This is a genomic window from Kitasatospora sp. NPDC048722 (assembly GCF_040650235.1).
Taxonomy (GTDB): Bacteria; Actinomycetota; Actinomycetes; order Streptomycetales; family Streptomycetaceae; genus Kitasatospora.
In genome coordinates, this window is record NZ_JBEZGX010000051.1 from 12,080 (window position 1) to 28,511 (window position 16,432).

The 16,432-nt window shown below is 74.8% G+C and carries 9 protein-coding genes; 6 read left to right on the forward strand and 3 right to left on the reverse strand.

The features are described 5' to 3' along the window. The first annotated feature begins 357 nt into the window (after positions 1-357). On the forward strand, positions 358-3,519 hold the full coding sequence (locus tag AB0C76_RS30780; RefSeq protein WP_359971867.1) for an amidohydrolase family protein: 3,162 nt from the start codon (positions 358-360) through the stop codon (positions 3,517-3,519). A gap of 76 nt (positions 3,520-3,595) precedes the next feature. Here AB0C76_RS30780 and AB0C76_RS30785 read toward each other — a convergent pair whose 3' ends face one another. Beyond that, positions 3,596-4,111, reverse strand: coding sequence for a GNAT family N-acetyltransferase (locus AB0C76_RS30785; protein ID WP_359971869.1), 516 nt, complete (start codon positions 4,109-4,111; stop codon positions 3,596-3,598). A gap of 294 nt (positions 4,112-4,405) precedes the next feature. Here AB0C76_RS30785 and AB0C76_RS30790 point away from each other — a divergent pair, with 294 nt between their 5' ends. The 5 genes from AB0C76_RS30790 (at position 4,406) to AB0C76_RS30810 (ending at position 14,080) form a co-directional block, all read left to right on the forward strand. Beyond that, positions 4,406-6,364 carry a ricin-type beta-trefoil lectin domain protein gene (locus AB0C76_RS30790; protein WP_359971870.1) on the forward strand — a complete coding sequence of 653 codons (1,959 nt, stop codon included), beginning with the start codon at positions 4,406-4,408 and terminating at the stop codon, positions 6,362-6,364. 147 nt (positions 6,365-6,511) lie between these two features. After that, positions 6,512-11,050 carry a polymorphic toxin-type HINT domain-containing protein gene (locus tag AB0C76_RS30795; protein WP_359971872.1) on the forward strand — a complete coding sequence of 1,513 codons (4,539 nt, stop codon included), beginning with the start codon at positions 6,512-6,514 and terminating at the stop codon, positions 11,048-11,050. Between the two features lie 15 nt (positions 11,051-11,065). Then, a complete protein-coding gene (locus tag AB0C76_RS30800; RefSeq protein ID WP_359971874.1) occupies positions 11,066-11,731 on the forward strand; it encodes a hypothetical protein in 666 nt (221 codons plus the stop codon). A 156-nt stretch (positions 11,732-11,887) separates the two neighbouring features. Beyond that, on the forward strand, positions 11,888-13,045 hold the full coding sequence (locus AB0C76_RS30805; protein ID WP_359971876.1) for a DUF6183 family protein: 1,158 nt from the start codon (positions 11,888-11,890) through the stop codon (positions 13,043-13,045). Between the two features lie 348 nt (positions 13,046-13,393). Continuing rightward, complete coding sequence (locus tag AB0C76_RS30810) at positions 13,394-14,080, forward strand: hypothetical protein (protein ID WP_359971877.1); 687 nt, start codon at positions 13,394-13,396, stop codon at positions 14,078-14,080. A gap of 231 nt (positions 14,081-14,311) precedes the next feature. Here the strand turns inward: AB0C76_RS30810 and AB0C76_RS30815 are convergent, their stop codons facing one another. Together AB0C76_RS30815 and AB0C76_RS30820 are read right to left on the reverse strand one after the other, a co-directional pair. After that, positions 14,312-15,697: a HAMP domain-containing sensor histidine kinase gene (locus AB0C76_RS30815; protein ID WP_359971879.1), complete on the reverse strand. Its 1,386-nt coding sequence runs from the start codon at positions 15,695-15,697 to the stop codon at positions 14,312-14,314. Continuing rightward, entirely contained in the window at positions 15,694-16,407 is a 714-nt protein-coding gene (locus tag AB0C76_RS30820; RefSeq protein ID WP_359971881.1) for a response regulator transcription factor, read from the reverse strand. The genes AB0C76_RS30815 and AB0C76_RS30820 overlap by 4 nt, the downstream gene beginning before the upstream one ends. Positions 16,408-16,432: the final 25 nt, after the last annotated feature.

Sequence of the window (16,432 nt, forward strand, 5' to 3'; positions counted from 1 at the left end):
TCCGATCGGTCGTCCCCCGGGCCGTCGGTGCGGCACGGGGGGGTAACAACGGGGATGTGCCGCACCCTAGCGGCGGTGATCACACCGTCGATAGATCCTCACCAAAGGATCTTCACGTCTGACCGAAAACGATCGCACGGTCCACACAGCCCGAGGTCCCGCCCGGGCCAGGCCCTGCCGGTCGATGCGCCCGGCGGCAGGCGAGGCCGGCCGGTGCCGTGAAATGTTCGCGGTGAAGCGGGTTTTGACGGTACGTCGACATTCGGGCGGGTAACGTCGGGGCTCCGGCCCGGGTGGGGTGCGAGAAGCCGGGGCCGGTGCCGGGAGTGTCCGTTCGGGTGCGACGAGGGAGAGAACGTGTCGAACGTCAGTCGGCGGGGGTTCATCGGGGCGGCCGCGCTCGCGGGCGCCGGGGCCGCGCTCGGGCCCCTCGCACCGCCCGCCGCGGCGGCGGGCGACGCCGAGGAGGGCCGCCGGTCGCGGACACTGGCGTTCACCGCGGGCACCAACGCCTCCGCTGCCGTCTCCCCCGACGGACAGCGCCTGGTCATCGAGGTCCAGGGCGTCCTGTGGGCGCTGGCGCGCGGCGGCGGCGAGGCGAGCGCGCTCACCGCCCCCGGGCTGGAGCCGACGCGCCCGGCGTGGTCCCCCGACGGCTCGGCGGTCGCGTTCTGCGCCTACCAGGGCGGCGGCTTCCACCTGTGGACGATGGCCCCCGACGGGTCGAACCTGCGGCAGCTGACCTCCGGTCCGTGGGACGACCGCGGCGCCGCGTGGTCCCCCGACGGCCGTTTCCTCGCGTTCTCCTCCGAGCGCGGCGGCGACGCGGTGGCCGGCAGCTCGTACGACATCTGGACCGTGGAGGTCACCACCGGACGGCTGACCCGCCTGACCGACCGGGCCGACGTCGAGGACTACGACCCCGCCTGGCACCCGGACGGCGACCGGGTCCTGTTCGTGCGCGCCGACGCCGCCGGCGCGCGCACCATCGCCGCCGTCCCGGCCGCCGGCGGCCCGGTGAGCGTGCAGCGCACCGTGGACAGCGGCGCCGTCGCCTGCCCGGCCGTCTCGCGCGACGGCCGCGTGGCGTACGTGCGGTTCGGCGAGGTCTCGGCCTCCTACCAGGTCGCGAGCTCGTCGCTGGCCGTCGACGGCCAGGCGGTCTCCGGTGCCGAGGACGTCGCGCCGCTGCCGCCGAGCTGGACGCCCGAGGGCGGGCTCGTCTACTTCGCCGACGGCCGCCTCACCGAGCGCTCCCCCGCCCTGGACGGCGCGAAGGAGATCCCGTTCACCGCCCGCCTGGACGTGCCGCGGCCCCGCTACCGCCGCAAGACCCGCGACTTCGGCTCCACCGACGAGCGCGACGTGCGCGGCGTCCACCTGCCCGCGCTCTCCCCCGACGGCCGCTCCGTCGTCTTCTGCGCGCTCAACGCCCTGTGGCTGGCGCCGATCGGCGGACGGCCCCGCAAGCTCTTCCAGGCCTCCCCCGCCCACTACGTGCAGATGCCCTCCTGGAGCCGAGACGGGCGCAGCGTGGTGTACGTGTACGACGGTCCCACGGACGGCGACGCGGGCGGCGACGGCCTGGGGGCCGTGCACCGGCTGGTGCTGGACGGCGGGGCGGACACGGTCGTGGCGCGCGGCGGGCGGTTCAACCCGGCGCTGTCGCCCGACGGCACCCGCCTGGCCTGTCAGGACGTCACCGGCACCCTGCTGATCGTCGACCTCGCGAGCGGCGCCGAGACCAGGCTGGCGGCACCGCTGGGCGGCAACGGCCTTCCCGGGCGCCCGAGTTGGTCACCGGACGGGCGCTACATCGCGCTGTGCGACCGCAACCGGCTCAATCACCGCTTCCGCGAGGGCTACAACGTGGTGCGCGTGATCGACACCCGCGACGGCAGCGCGAAGGCCTACCTGCCGCTGCCGGACACCTCGGTGGCCGACCGGTGCGACAGCGGCCCGGTGTGGTCGCCGGACGGCGGGCACCTGGCGCTGGTCGTGGACTCGGCGCTGTGGGTGCTGCCGGTGGGCACGGACGGCACGCCGGCGGGCGAGGCGCGGCGGCTGACCGACGAGGCGGCCGACCACCCGTCCTGGTCGGGCGACTCCCAGCGGCTGCTGTACCTGTCGGGCCGGCGGCTGCGGCTGATCGGGCGCGACGGCGGCGGTGCGAGCACCGTCGCGCTCACGCTGCGCACCGCCCGCAGCCTGCCGGCGCGCTCGGACGTCACCCGCATCCACGCCGGGCGGCTGTGGGACGGCACCGGCGAGGGGGTGCGCGAGGACGTCGACATCGTCGTCACCGGCAACCGCGTCACCTCCGTCGAGCCGCACCGCCAGGGGGCGCGCCGCGCCGGGGAGCGGCTGGTCGACGCCACCGGCTGCACCGTGCTGCCGGGCCTGTGGGACTCCCACACCCACCCGTACCAGAACACCTACGGCGGGCGGCAGTTGCGCCTCGACCTCGCCTACGGGGTGACCGGCACCGCCTCGCTGGGCGGCTTCGCCTACGAGCAGGCGCGTCTGCGCGAGTCCGTCGACGCCGGGGAGATGACCGGGCCGCGGTTCCTGAGCACCGGTGAACTGCACGACGGCGCCCGTGTCGCCTACAGCATGGGCCGCGCCCACCGCACCGCCGAGGGGGTGCGGCGCAGCATGGAGCGGGCGGCGGCGCTGGAGTACGACTTCGTCAAGACGTACGTGCGGGCGCCTGCTTCGACGATGGCCGAGGCGGCGCGGGCGGCGCACGAGCTCGGGGTGCCCTCGGGCAGCCACCTGCTGACGCCCGGGGTGCAGGTGGGGCAGGACCTGACGACGCACCTGCAGGCCACCCAGCGCCAGGAGTACGGGCGGGTGTCCTCGCCGACCGGGCGCAGCTACCAGGACGTCCACGAGATCTACCGGGGCGGGGACTTCGCGATCATCATCACGCCGTTCTCGGCGTTGTGCCTGGTGGGCGCGGACCCTTCGCTGGCCGATGACCCCCGGGTGACGGCGCTGATGCCGCCGTGGGACGCGGCGGTGGTGCGCCAGCAGGCGAAGAGCGCGCCCACGCCGGACCAACTGCGCGCCTTGCAGCGGGAGATGGCCGTCTACCGGCGGATCCTGGACGACGGCGGAGCGCTGGCGATGGGCACCGACGCGCCGCTCACCCCGATCGGCCTGCAGGTGCACCTGGGGCTGCGGGCGCTGCACCACTACGCGGGGCTGACGCCGGCTCAGGCGCTGCGCACGGCCACGGCCGCGCCGGCGCGGCTGTGGGGTGTGGCGGACGACCTCGGCACGGTGGAGGAGGGCAAGCTGGCGGACCTGCTGGTGGTGGACGGGGACCCGCTGCACGACTTCGCGGACCTGGTGCGCACGGCGTGGGTGATGCGCGACGGGGTGGTGTACCGGCCCTCGGACCTGGTGGACGGCGGCGGGCAGGGGGCGCGGCGGTCCGCTGTCGCGGCGGCTCCGGGTGTGGACTGGCTCGCGGTCGGCGAGGCGCTGCGGCGGGAGGGCTGCTGCGCACCGTGAGGGCCGCCCCGGCCCGGCGGGCCGGGACGGCGGTGTCGTCCTGCACCCGTGCGCGCCGGTCCGCGGGCCGGCGCGGTCAGGTCGTGTAGAGGCACTGGGGTTCGCCGAACTCCACGAAGGTGTCGGCGAGTTGCAGGCCCAGCGCCGCCAGGAGGCGGCGGGAGCGGTGGTTGGCCTGCTGGGTGACGGCGATCACCGGGGTGCCGTCCGGTACCGTCCGCGCCCACCAGGCGAGGGCGGCGGCGACCGCCTCCCGGCCGAGACCGCTGCCCCAGGCGGCGGGCAGCAACTGGTAGGAGACCTCGGCCCGGCCCTCGCGGCGGTAGTCGGCGGCGAGGGTGACCAGGCCGATCGCCGCGCCGCCGGCCACGGGCGCGACCGCCCACGCGCCCGGTTTCGCCGGGTACTCGCGCCGCCGGGCTTCGACCCGTTCGGCGGAGGCGGGGCCGCCCAGGAAGGCGCGGACCTGCGGGTCGGTCAGCAGCTCGCCCATGACCGGGGCGTCCCCGGGGGCGACCGGGCGCAGCACGAGGCGGGGGGTGTGCAGTGTGACGGGCCAGGTGCGGGCGAGGACTGCGGTGACGGGGTCCATGGCCCTCAGGATGACAGCCGCGCGCGGAGTTCACCGGGATGATCCGCGGGCGTCCGGCGGTGTTCTCCGGAGACCGGGACACGTCCTGGAGTTTTTGTGCAAAGAAGCATCAGATTGTGCCGCACAGGTGCGGATTTACTCTTTGACGTGCACGGATGTGAACCGATACCGTCCGGCTGGTCTTTTCTTTGCCGGCTCTGGGGGGTGTTGGCACCTCCCGACGGCATGTCCTTTTCGGGAGAGTTTGTGCACGGGAATCGCGTCATACGCGGAATTCGAAGACTGGCCTGGCCCATGGGCCTGATGGTGGCGATACCGGTGATCGCCGGGTCGGTGCCGGTGGTGACGGCCTCGGCTGCGGAGGCCGTCGCACCGGTGGTGGTGGAGGACTACTCCTACCCGGGCGCCGCGAAGGTCCTGGCGGACCACAACGTGACCCTCAAGGCGGGCGACGGGCACATCGTGCTCGCCGACTGCGCCTCGGGTCCGGGCCTGGTGCAGCTGTACAGCCGGGCGGCCAACCCCAGTGAGGTCTGTTTCAGGATCACCGGGTCCACCGGGTACCTGTCGCTGGAGATCCCGCAGGTCTACAACATCCGCGGCGACGACCACACGATCAAGGCCACGCTGAACACGGCGGGCACGGTCACGAGCGTCGACGTCAACAAGAACGACTGGACGCCGGTCGGCGAGGGCGGCACCAGCGGCTCGACGACGCTGCTGGAGCTCAACGCCACCGACGGCCCGGTCACGACGGCCCCCGCCGGCACATACCCGGCGGTCGGGACGCTGACGGTCGGCCAGGCCGGCCACCCCGGCTCGCGCGCCTGCACCGCGACCCTGGTCGCCCCGCAGTGGGTGCTGTCGGCGGCCGCCTGCGTCGCCGGCAACCCGGCCGACCCCACCACCGCCCCGACCGGTCTGCCGCGCACCCGCACCACCGCGGCCGTCGGCGGCCACACGGTCGAGGTCACCGAGTTCGCCCCGCGCACCGACCGCGACCTGGTGATGGCCCGCCTGGCCGTGCCGGTCTACGACGTCACCCCGCTCGCGGTGTCCACCACCGCGCCGGCGGCCGGTGAGGCGCTGACGGTGGCCGGCTACGGCCGCACCGCGAGCGCCTGGGTGCCGAACGCGCAGCACAGCGCCGCGCTCACCGTCTCCGCGGTCTCGGCCGCCGGCGCCGACCTGGCCGCCACGACCGCGGCCGACACCGTCTGCAAGGGCGACTCCGGCGCTCCGGCGCTGCGCACCGAGAACGGCAAGCCGGCGATCGCCGCCGTCACCAGCCGCGCCTGGCAGGGCGGCTGCCTGGGCACCGACGCGGCCGAGACCCGCACCGGCGCCTCCGAGGCCCGCGTCGACGACCTCGCCTCCTGGATCGGCGGCCTGGTCAACCGCTCCTACCAGATCGTCAACCCGGGCAGCGGCCGCTGCGTCAACGTGTCCGGCGCGGGCCCGTGGACGAACAGCAACCCGATCATCCTGTTCGACTGCGTGCCGGGTGCCGGCAACGAGGCGTACCAGCTGACCGCTTCGGGCCAGCTGTTCAACCCGGCGAGCAACCGCTGCCTCAACGTCTCCGGCGCGGGCCCGACCTGGGCCAACAGCACCCCGATCATCCTGTGGGACTGCGTCGCGGGCGCGGGCAACGAGCAGTTCCAGCTGACCGCTTCGGGCCAGCTGTTCAACCCGGCCAGCCACCGCTGCCTCAACGTCTCCGGCGCGGGCCCGACCTGGGCCAACAGCACCCCGATCATCCTGTTCGACTGCGTGCCGGGCGCCGCCAACGAGACGTTCGCCCTCGCCTCCGCCGACAAGCAGGCCGCCGGCCCGACCGCCACGCTGCTCAACCCGGCCAGCGGCCGCTGCGTCAACGTCTGGGGCGCGGGCCCGACCTGGGGCAACAGCAACCCGATCGTGCTGTGGGACTGCGTCGCGGGCCAGGCCAACGAGCAGTTCCAGCTGACCGCTTCGGGCCAGCTGTTCAACCCGGCCAGCAACCGCTGCCTCAACGTCTCCGGCGCGGGCCCGACCTGGGCCAACAGCACCCCGATCGTGCTGTGGGACTGCGTGCCCGGCGCGGCCAACGAGCAGTTCCGGGTGACCGCCGACGGCCAGTTCCTCAACCCGGCCAGCGGCCGCTGCCTCAACGTGGCGGGCGCGGGACCGGTCTGGGACAACAACAACCCGATCATCCTGTTCGACTGCGTCCCCGGCGCGGGCAACGAGAAGTTCGTGTCCGGCGCCTGACGGCGGACAGCGGCGGGGCGGGCAGCGGATGCCCGCCCCGCCGCCGGTTTCACCCGCACCAATTCCAGGGCCGCCGGCGTGGATTGCGGACGCCTGCGGCCGTCACTGCGATTCACGTACGGATTGGGACATTCGTTGAAACTGTCATTGACCTCACGGGCCCGGTCGCGCCTCGCGGCCGGGTTCGTGGCGGGCAGCCTGCTGACCGGGCTGCTCGCGATACCGGCGACGGCCGACACCACGCCCGCCACCGCGGCGAACCCCGACCGGGTCAAGGTCGTCGCGGCCTGGCAGGCCGGCGGGCCGGCCGTGCGCCGCGCCGCCGAGACGGCGCTGACCGGCACCGGTGACGACCTGGCGGCCTTCCTGGCCAAGGGCCAGGCCACCGCCGCCGACCAGGACCTGCGGGCCAAGATCGAGGAGCTGGTCTCCGGCTCGGGCCCCGGCGTCCGCGCGGCCGGAATGACCGCGCTCGCAGGGTCTGCGGCTGATCTGCAGGCCTTCCTCGACAACGGTCTCAAGAAGGCCTACGAGGACGACCAGCGGGTGAAGGTCTCCCAGCTCATGGCCGCCGGCGGGCCGGGTGTGCGGGCCGCTGCCGCCAAGGCCATGGACGGCAGCCTGAACGACGTCAACCAGTTCCTGAACGTGGGCCAGTTCAAGGCCCGGGACGACGACGACCGCGTCCACCTGTCGCAGCTGATGGCCTCGGGCGGGGACGAGGTGAAGAAGGCCGCCAACACCGCGCTCAACGGTTCGATGGACGACGTCCAGCAGTTCCTGCAGTACGGCTACCAGACCGCGGCCGCGCACGACCAGGAGACGCTGACGGTCGCCCAGCTGGCCGACCTGACGAAGACCGCCTCCGACCAGGCCGGCCAGCAGGCCCAGACGGCCAAGGACGCGGCGGGCAAGGCGCTGGACGCGACCAAGCTGGCGAAGGACGCGGCCGAGCGGGCCGCGGCCGAGACCAAGGCCGCGCAGAACTCCGCAGGCGACGCCTCCAACGCCGCCGGACGCGCGGCCGACGCCGCCTCGCGCGCCGCCACCGCCGCGCAGACCGCCTCCACGGCGGCGAAGGCCGCCAACGAGGCGGCCCGGCAGGCCGCCAACGCCGCCGCCAACGCGGCCTCCGCCGCGACCAAGGCCGGCAACGCCGCGTCCCAGGCACTGGCCGCCGCGGCCGCCGCCGGCAGCGACGCGGGCAAGGCCGACGCCGCCAACAAGGCCGCGGGTGTCGCGCGAGACGCCGCCGTCAACGCGCGCACGGCCGCCGAGGCCAGCCAGTGGGCCGGCGTCGCCGCGACCCAGGCCGGCGCGGCCGCCCAGGCCGCCGCCTCCGCCGGTGCCAACGCCGCTGCCGCCGCCCAGGCCGCCGCCGACGCCGCCACCTACACCGGTGTCGCCGACGCCGCCGCCAACCAGGCCCGCCTCGCGGCCGCCCGCGCCAAGGCCGCGGCGGCGGAGGCCACCCGGGCCGCGAACGCCACCGTCGCGATCGCCGCCCAGGCGGCCGCAGCGGCCGGTGACGCGCAGCGCGCCGCCAACGACGCGGCCGCGCACGCCGAGGCGGCAGCGACCGCCGCGACGGAGGCCGCCCAGCACGCCGGTGAGGCCGCGAGCTGGGCCACCATCGCGGGCACGGCCGCCACCGCGGCCACCAGCTCCGCCGACTCGGCCGCGCAGTCCGCCCAGCAGGCCCACAAGATCACCGACATCGCCCGCGCCTCCGACCAGGAGCGCCTGGACGAGCAGCAGGCCACCGAGATGGCCGCCGCCGACCAGGCCTCGCGCGACGCCGACCTGAAGGCGAGGACCTCTGCCTGGGAGGCCGGCAAGGCCACCCAGTTCGCCGCCGACACCGACCAGCTGATCAAGGACGCCACCGCGTCCGGCGTCGACCCGAAGACGGCCGTGCTCAAGGGCCGCCAGGCCGCGCTGCGGCTGCTGGACGCCGGCGGCCCGTGGACCAAGGCCGCCGCCCAGACCGCCCTGGAGGGCGACGACACCGCCGTCCAGGCGTTCCTGACGACGAACCTCTCCGTCGCCCGCGACCGCGACGACCGCACCAGCGTCATGGCGATCGCCCGTACTCCGGGCAAGCTGGAGAAGCGCCTCGCCGCCGAGACCGCCGCCGCCGGAACTCCGGACCAGGTGAGGGCGTTCCTCGCCACCGGCCAGTACCCGGGCAAGGACGACGACGACCGCGTCCAGCTCTCCCAGATCATGGCCAACGGCGGGCCCGGCGTGAAGGCCGCGGCCGGCAAGGCACTTGACGGCACCATCGACGACGTCCGCGCCTTCCTGACGGTCGGCCAGTTCAAGGCCCGCGACGACGACAACCGCGTCCTGGTCACCCAGGCCATCGCCACCGGCGGTCCCGAGGTCAAGGCGGCCGCCCAGGCCGTCCTGTCCGGCCCCGCCGACGGCCTCGTGCCGTTCCTGCAGACCGGGATCCTCAAGGCCCAGCAGCGCGACGCCGTCACGGCCGCCCACGTGGCGACCATCCAGTCCTACCTCGCCACCATCGACGGCTCGGTCGCCCAGGCCCGCCAGTACGCCGCCCAGGCCGCCCAGTCCTACGCCACCGCCCGCGGCGCCGCCAACGAGGCCGCCGGCTACGCCAACCAGGCCGGCCAGTCCGCCCAGCAGGCCCAGGGCTTCGCCGCCCAGGCCGCCCAGTCCGCGCAGGCCGCCCAGGCCAGCGCCCAGCAGGCCGCGCAGTACGCCCAGCAGGCCCAGGCCTCCGCCGCCTCCGCCAACACGGCGGCGCGCAACGCCGGCTTCTCGGCCGCGGCGGCCACCAGCTACGCCGCCCAGGCCCACCAGTACGCGGCCACCGCGAAGGCGGCGGCCGACCAGGCCCAGGCCTCGGCCGCGGCCGCCAAGCAGAGCGCCGACGAAGCCGCCAAGGCGGCGGCCGACGCCCAGGTCGCGGTGTGGAAGAAGCAGGAGGCGGAGGCGGCAGCCGCCCAGACCGCGACCGCAACCGCCGGCAACGAGGGTGTCGACGGCAGCGGCGGTGACGGCGGACGGGCCTACTACGTCGAGACCGTGCCCCACGACGACATGAAGCCGGACAACGTCCAGGAGGACATGTCCAAGTGCATGGCCGACGACCCCGGAAGCATGAGCGGCATGTGGTCGTCGCTCTTCGGTTCCGACACGTGGCACAAGAACGCCGCGGGGGACCTGGTCTGCAGCGTCAAACTCACCGCGAAGGTCTCCGGCACCGTCGACTACGTCATGCGCACCTGCCCGGAGGCGGGACTCACCGTCGACGCGTGCAAGGGCAAGTACCAGACCTGGGACACCGTCGTCCTGAGCACCCAGCACGTGGACGGCGTCCCGTACGAGACCACGGTCGACCTGACGTACAAGGACTACAAGACCAAGTACGACCCGAACGTGGTCGCGGGTCAGATCCTGTGGCAGATGGTCGCCGGTGACTTCATCAAGTGCTTCAACAACCCGGGCCTGAACGCCTCCTGCGGCTGGGCCGCCGCGTCCCTCATCCCCGTCGGCAAGCTGGTCGACGCCGCCAAGGGCGTCGTCGCGCTGCGCTTCGCCATCGAGGCCGGAGTCGGCATCGAGGACGCCAAGCTCGCCCTCCAGGCGACGCTCAACGGCTACAGCCAGACGGTCGTCGGCAGCTTCACCGCCCTCGCCGACAACGTCGCCAAGTTCCGGCAGGCCCTGAAGGACGGCACCGGAACCGATGCCGCGCTCCAGGCCCTGCGCAACGACCCCAGCGTCGACCGGGCCCTGGTGGAACAGCTCGAAGCCGAAGCCGAGTTCACCACGGCCGCCCGCACGGCGTGTCCGGTCAACAGCTTCCCGGCCGGCACCCAGGTCCTGCTCGCCGACGGGTCGCACCGGGCGATCAGCGAGGTCCGCACCGGCGACCAGGTCATGACCGCGGACCCTGCGACCGGCGGCCTGCACCGGCAGCCGGTGACCGCCACGTTCGCCCACGACACCGAACGGCTCGTGGACATCGGCCTCGCCGACGGCAGCACCCTGTCCACCACCGCCGGCCACAACCTGTACGTCGACGGCGCCGGCTGGACCCTCGCGTCGAACCTGCGCGTCGGCACCAGCCTGCGCGGCGCGGACGGGCGGCCGCAGGCGATCACCTCCCTGCACGACCGCACCGGCCTCGCGCCGCAGCAGGTCTACGACCTCACCGTCGGCGGTGACCACACCTTCTACGTGCGCCCCGGCGGCGACAGCGGCCAGGACGTCCTCGTCCACAACTGCATCGACATCGTGGGCGACGGGAGCCTGTCCAATGCCCACACCCTGTCGGAGCACGTCGGCCTGACCACCCAACAGATCGAGGACAAGATCGCGAAGGACGGGGTCGCCACCGTCTGGACCGACCAGGCCACGGCCGCCCAGTCCGTGGCGGACGCGTTCCAGCAGTGGCTGGCGCGGTCCCCGAAGAACGCCGACAAGCTGCAGAAGTGGATCAAGGCCCAGTCGAGCAAGAGCTTCTTCGATCCGGCCGTCGATCTGTTCCCGATCGACTGGGAGCTCAGGGGCACGGGATCACTCGGCACGATCTACACCAAGGTCGGCAACAACATCGTCCCCACCGCGGCGGGCAGCAAGGTGGTCATCCGGCTGAAGTACGTCAAGAAGCACGCCGACAACTTCGTCGTCTACACCTCGTACCCGCAGTAGGGAATGATCGCCACCGTGAAGCCACGCGACGACTTCGACGAGGACTTCGGCCTCACCGGGCTCACGAAGTACCTCGCGATGCACCTGACGCTCAGGGACGAGGCAGCCTGCCTCGACCTCGCCGAGCGGCTCTTCGAACGGGAAGGGCCGGTGTACGCGCAGGAGGTGCTGGACGACGCCCGGCGCCTGGAGCGGTCGCGGCTTCCGGACGTCACGCTCTCGACCCTGTGGCTGGCGGCCGCCCGGGCGCGGTTCGACCCGGCGGGTGCCGGGCTCGGCATCCGCGCCTGGCTGCGCCGGGTGGAGGACACCTGTGCCGCCTTCGTCCGTCAGGACGAGCCGTCCTTCTCCCCTTCGCTCTCGCCGGCCGACCCGGACCCCGGGCTCCGAACGGCCGTGCTGGCCGAGGTGCGGGGCGTCGGACCGGCGCTGGCCGAAGCGGCCGTCACCAGTGTCTACGTCCCGCCACTGCCCGGCCTGGTGCCGGCGCTGGCGGAGGCCGTCGACGAACTGGGGGCCGACCTCGGGTTCCGGCTCTTCCTGCGGGCCGTGAAGGTCTACTTCGTCCCGATCGGCCCGGCCCGGCTGGGCCGGTTCGAGGAGATCGGCCGCAGGCTCGGCTACCACGAGTGGGTCGTCGAGGACGGGAACCTCAACATCTGGTCGGACCTGGAGGACTGACAGCGACACACGACGCACCGGCGGGGTCCTCCCCCGCCGGTGCGCCCCGGGCGGCCGGGTTCCCGCGATCTCGCGGGAACCCGGCCGCTTCGGCATGTCGGCCTCCTGAGGGAAAGTCGGCCGGGAGCCGGCCCGGCGGCGGGACATAATCCCGCCATGGGCAAGGACATCACCCGCACAGTGGACGCCCTGTGCGAGGCCGACGACTCGGACGTCTCCGTACTCCGCGCCGAGGTCGAATCGCGGGTCTCCACCGGCGAGTTCGCCTGGGCCGGCGGCCTCGCGGTGGAACTCACCGCCCGCATCTCCGCGGGAGAGGACCACAAGGGGCACTGCTCCGCGGTCCTGCACTGGACGCTGAACGCCCTGGCCGCCCGCCCGGGGGCGGAAAGCCTGCGCGCCCTGGTGCGCGTGCTGGACTCGCCGCACCGGAGCGTCTCCCCGCGCTACCTGGCCGCGGTCGTGGCCCGCGGGCACCGCATCGAGGACATCGCCGACGTGGTGTTCGACCAGGCGCCCGAGGCCGGCGCGCACGCGCACGAGTTCGCGGCCTGCCTGCTCCACGAGACGGTGCTCGTCTCGGACGCGGTGAACGGCCACCCCGCGCTGCGCGCCTTCGCCGAGGCCCTCGCGGCCGAGGGGCACCCCCTCGCCGCGCTGCCGCTGAGCCTGCTGCCCGAGGAACACGGGCTGCGGCGCCCCGCGGAGGCCGCGGACGACTGGACCTGGACGGTTCCCCCCGTGTGGCCGGAGCCGGGCGACGCACCGGAGATCACGCCGGCGATGCGGCGGCGGACGGCCGACCTCGATCCGGCCGAGACCGGCGTGCCCGCGACGGTGGAGGCCATGGGCGCAGCCGTCGCCCACTGGCTCGCCCAGTCCAACGGCAAGCTCGCCGCCCAGGAGTTCTGGCTGCCGGAGCCGGTGGCGCCCGAGGACGTCCCCGCGCTCCTCGCGCTCCTGCCGCTCACCCCCTGGCCCGCGGACGGGGCCCCGGCCAGGCTCCACCCGTCGAGCCCCGACCTCGCGCTGCGCACCCTGCTCACCGCCGCGCTGCGCGCACCGGCCTACGGCCACGGCTGCTACGGCGCGTACGGCAGGCTCGCCGCCTGGCGCTCCCTGACCGCCCTGACCGGCAGCCCCGCCAACGCGCCGATCGCCGGGACCGCCGATCGGGTGCGGCGGACCAGCTGGTTCCGCGTCGGCACCGCGTCCGCCCCCTGGTTCCACAACGTCGCCTGGGACCTCGCCCTCGCGGCCCTGCGCCCGGGAGGCCGGGAGATCGCGGTCCTGGCCGCCACCGACACCGACTGACCGCCGCCGTCCGGCCGACGGGTGTCGCGACGTCAGCAGCCCTGCGCGGCGCCATCGGACGGTCGGGCCGGCAGGCGCCGGCATCACCGTGGACATCCCCGTGACGCACGTCGCGGAGAGCCGGGAGGTGCTCGCGCCCGCCGGCCGGCGGGCGGTGGCCGTGGTGTCCCGGGGGCGGCACCGGGGCCCGGGCCGGCCGCCCGGGGACGGGCCCGGCCGGGTGACCTGTACATGATGCCGTAATCACGTTGTGACAGGGGGTGGCTGGTTCGTCCCCGTCCGGGTGTGGTGGGATGTGCCCCGTTGCCGGGCGACGGGCCCGGTGGTGGGCGCTGACGGGGGTGCGCGGTGAGGAGTGGATGGCTGCTCGGGCTGGACGGGGACGCGGCGAGGGTCGCGGGTCTGGGTCTGGTCCGGCTGGCGGCGGACGAGTGGGCGGGCGGGCCGGACGGGGCCGCCGAAGGGTCCACCGGGGCCGCGGCATGGCTGTGGCACGTGCGGGCGGCGTCGTTCGCGGACACGTGGCTGGCCTACGGCGAGTCGCCGGCGCGCGGGCTGCGGGTGCCGGCCGGGGCGGTGCTGGAGTCGCTCGCCCGACGGGCCGCGGAGCTGGTCCTGCGGGCCCGGCGGGACGACGGGCCCGCGGCGCTGGAATGGCTGGGCCAGTGGGCGGCCGAGGCCCGCGAACGGGCGCACTGGGCGGACACCGCCCACCCCAGCGAGCCCGCCGCGCTCGTCCTGGTGTGGCACGGCGTCCAGGCGATCACCGCCGAGGCCCCGGAGGACCGCGACGCCCACGGCCGGCACATCGCCGAACGCTGCGAGGCCTACGTCCGCGAGCGGCACCGCCGCCAGGACACCCTGGCCCTGCTGCTGTCCTGCGCCCGGATCGCCGCCACCGCCCTGGTCGAGCTGGGCGACGGCGACCCGGCCCGCGCCGGCCGGTGGCTGGAGGACCTCGCCGACCGCACCGTGCCCCACGACGGCCCGGCGCCCCTGTGGGTCCCGGGGCGGCCGTCGCAGCCGGCGGGCTGAGGGGCGGGCGAGGGGCCGTACACACCCCCTGCGGGGCACCCGGGCGGGCCGCCGGGGCCGACCGGCCGGACCGGGCGAACGGCTCCGGAGGAGCGCCTCGGATCGGGCCGGGGCGGCGGCGCCGCCCCGGCCGAGGTGCTCTGGCACGGGCCGGGTCCGGTCGGCGAGCCCACGAAGCACGCGACCCCGATCACCACCGTCTGACCACGGGCGGATCCGCGAGCGCCCTGCTCAGGCCGGCAGGCGCAGGCGGAACAGGGCGCCGCCGCCCTCGGCGGCCTCGGCGGTGAGGGTGGCGCCGTGGGCCTGGGCGATCTGGCGGGCCATGGCCAGGCCCAGGCCGGAGCCGGGGAGGGCGCGGGCGGCGGAGGCGCGGTAGAAGCGGTCGAAGACGTAGGGGAGGTCTTCGGGGGCGATGCCGGGGCCGTGGTCGCGGACGGTGAGCTCCAGCCGGGTGAGGCGGACTTCGACGGTGCCGCCGGGCGGGCTGAACTTGGCCGCGTTGTCGAGGAGGTTGGAGAGCAGCCGGGCGAGGCGGGCCGGGACGCCCGCGACGGTGCGTTCGGCGGCGGAGGCGTCCGGGTCGTCCAGGGTGAAGGCGACGGCCGGCCAGTGGCCGCGGGCGGTGTCGACGCAGTGCTGGACGAGCGGGGCGAGGGCGACCTGTTCGAGCAGCGGCTGGGGTTCCTCGTCGCGGGCGAGTTCGATGAGGTCGTTGACCATGCCGGTCACCTCCCGCAGTTGGCGGCGCAGCGCGGACGCCGCCCGCTCGCGCTGACTGTCCGTCAGGCGGTCGGCGCGGGAGAGGAGTTCGGCGTTGGTGCGCAGCGCGGTGAGCGGGGTGCGCAGTTCGTGGGAGGCGTCGGCGACGAGGCGGCGCTGGGCGGCGACGGACTGTTCGAGTTCGCCGAGCATGGTGTTGAAGCTGGCGGCGAGCCTGGTCAGTTCGTCCTCGCGGCGCCCGGGTGGCAGGTCGATGCGCAGGCCGGCGTCGCGGGTGGCGGCGATGCGTTCGGCGGTGCGGGTCAGGCGGGTGACGGGGGCGAGGGAGGTGCGGGCGACGGTGAGGCCGAGGAGGGCGGCCAGCAGGACGCCGGCGGCGGCGACGGCGGCCATCAGGGCACCGGCCTGTTGCACGCCTTCCTCGACGCTGTCGGAGCGCAGTGCGACCTGGACGGCCTGGCGGGTGCCGGGCGGTGCCGCGGTCATCGGGGTGGTGAGCATGCGGGCGGGGTGGCCGCCGATGGTGAGGTCGGTGAAGTAGCCGGGGCGCTGGCGGGCGGCGACCTGGCGGGTGGCCGGGGTGACGGGCAGCAGGTAGGGCTCGTTCGCCGTCCTGGCGGGGTCGGCGGAGACGATCTGGGCGCAGGCCGGGGCGGCGAGGTAGTTGCATTCGCCGTGGACGACCTGGGGGCCCTGGTCGCGGTGCTGCTGCTGGACGAGGGTGGCCTGCTGGGTGAGGTGCTGGTCGAGCTGGTGGTTGAGTTCGTAGCGGACGATGCTGAACGCGGCGGCGCTGATGCCGAGGGCGACGACGGCGACGGCGGCGGTGCAGGCGAGTGCGAGCCGGGTGCGCAGCGGGCGCCGGCGCCGCCAGCGGGCGTGCGCCGCCCTCACGTCGCCCGGTCCGGGGTGCCCAGGCGGTAGCCGACGCCGTGCACGGTGTGCACCAGACGCGGTTCGCCGCCGGCCTCCAGCTTGCGGCGCAGGTAACCGACGTACACGGCGAGGGAGTTGGAGTCGGGGCCGAAGTCCGCGCCCCACACCCGTTCCAGGATCACCTCGCGTGGGAGGACCTGGCCGGGGTGGCGCAGCAGGACGTCGAGGAGGGCGAATTCGGTGCGGGAGAACTCCACCGGCCGGCCGGCCCGGGTACCGGTGCGGGTGTGCGGGTCGACTTCCAGGTCGGCGAAGCGCAGGCCGGGTTCCTCCTCGGGGGCGGGGGCGCTGCGGCGCAGCAGGGCGCGCAGGCGGGCGGCGAGTTCGTCGAGGGCGAAGGGTTTGACGAGGTAGTCGTCGGCGCCGGCGTCGAGGCCGTCGACGCGTTCGCTGACGGAGTCGCGGGCGGTGAGGACGAGGATGGGGAGGCGGTCGCCGAGGGCGCGCAGGCGGCGGCAGACCGCGAGGCCGTCGAGGACGGGCATGAGGAGGTCGAGGACCATGGCGTCGGGCTGCCAGGAGGCGACCTCGGTGAGGGCGGCGAGGCCGTCGGCGGCGCCGCGTACCTGGTAGCCCTCGATGGCGAGGCCGTCCTCGACGGCGGCGCGCACCTCGGGGTCGTCGTCCACGACCAGCACTCTTTGCCCGTTGGCTTGCCCGTTGATCATGTGGGCCAGCCTCTCAAATGCTCTC

Excerpts from the sequence above, each read along its gene's own strand:
- AB0C76_RS30820 (WP_359971881.1), bottom strand. The coding sequence starts at position 16,407 with ATGATCAACGGGCAAGCCAACGGGCAAAGAGTGCTGGTCGTGGACGAC.
- AB0C76_RS30785 (WP_359971869.1), bottom strand. The coding sequence starts at position 4,111 with ATGGACCCCGTCACCGCAGTCCTCGCCCGCACCTGGCCCGTCACACTG.
- AB0C76_RS30790 (WP_359971870.1), top strand. The coding sequence starts at position 4,406 with ATGGGCCTGATGGTGGCGATACCGGTGATCGCCGGGTCGGTGCCGGTG.
- AB0C76_RS30805 (WP_359971876.1), top strand. The coding sequence starts at position 11,888 with ATGGGCAAGGACATCACCCGCACAGTGGACGCCCTGTGCGAGGCCGAC.